The organism is Sebaldella sp. S0638 (assembly GCF_024158605.1).
GTDB lineage: Bacteria > Fusobacteriota > Fusobacteriia > Fusobacteriales > Leptotrichiaceae > Sebaldella.
Genome location: NZ_JAMZGM010000272.1, coordinates 1 through 989, shown reverse-complemented (window position 1 = coordinate 989; position 989 = coordinate 1). Strand labels below are relative to the sequence as shown.

The window sequence follows — 989 nt, the reverse complement described above, 5'->3', positions numbered from 1 at the left end:
ATATAAAAAAATGGTAACATATACTAGAAATATATGGAAGGAGAAAAATGTTAACGATTCTTAATAAAAAAATATTGCTAAAACTTTTAAAAGAAGAAAAAATAAATTCTAGTAGTTTTGTAAAAGAGAATAATATTTCAGAACGTACATTTGAATATAATATAAAAAAAATAAATGAAATATTAGAAAAAATAAATATAAAGATATGTAATAGTGGAGAAATATACCGTATAAAGACAGAAGAAGAAAAGAAAAAAATATTATCATTACTAGAAATGACCCAAATAATAGATAGAGCGGATCGCCTTTTAATGATGAAATTCCTTTTGTTTTTTAATCTTGGAATTAATTTGCAAAAGTTTTCTAAAAAGCTAGAAATATCTTTAACTACAGCAAAAAAGGATTTGAATTTATTAAAATTAGAATTAGAAGAAATAGAATATAAAAAAAACAAAGGATTTATTTTAAAATCTCAAATAGAAGAAAATAAAAAATTAGAATTGTTAAAAGAAATTATTTTAAATAGTCAGGTATATAATTATTTAAATAATGAATATGAAAATTTCTTTTCTAAGAGTGAGAAAATCATTGATTTTTTAGAATATGTAAAAAAGGATTTGAATATTAAAATAACATCAGAAAATCATCTCTTGTTACAAACATATATTTTATTTATTCTAAGCAAAAATGAAATTGAGCCTATTAATAATAATGAATTATTCATAAAAGAAACAGAGGAATTTAAAGTAATAAGCGATTATTGGAAACGAGAAAATATTTTTTCAGCTAATAAGATATTAAAAATAACAGATTTAATAATAGGATTATCAATAAAGACAAATAATTTAGAAAATTGGTTAAATGAAGAAATCTTAGTAAAGAAAATAATAAAAAGATTTTCTGATTATGTTGAGTTGGTGTTAGTATGAAAAAGTGGACACAAAAATCTTGATTGTGTAAACTAATTGAGAGAAGGCAGGTGTCCGAAA

At 20.8% G+C, this 989-nt stretch carries 1 protein-coding gene; it reads left to right on the top strand.

Annotated features, from left to right (window positions below; all coding sequences use genetic code 11):
• Positions 1 to 47 precede the first annotated feature (47 nt).
• Positions 48 to 929, top strand: coding sequence for a helix-turn-helix domain-containing protein (locus NK213_RS20210; RefSeq protein WP_253352698.1), 882 nt, complete (start codon positions 48 to 50; stop codon positions 927 to 929).
• The last annotated feature ends 60 nt before the right edge of the window (positions 930 to 989 follow it).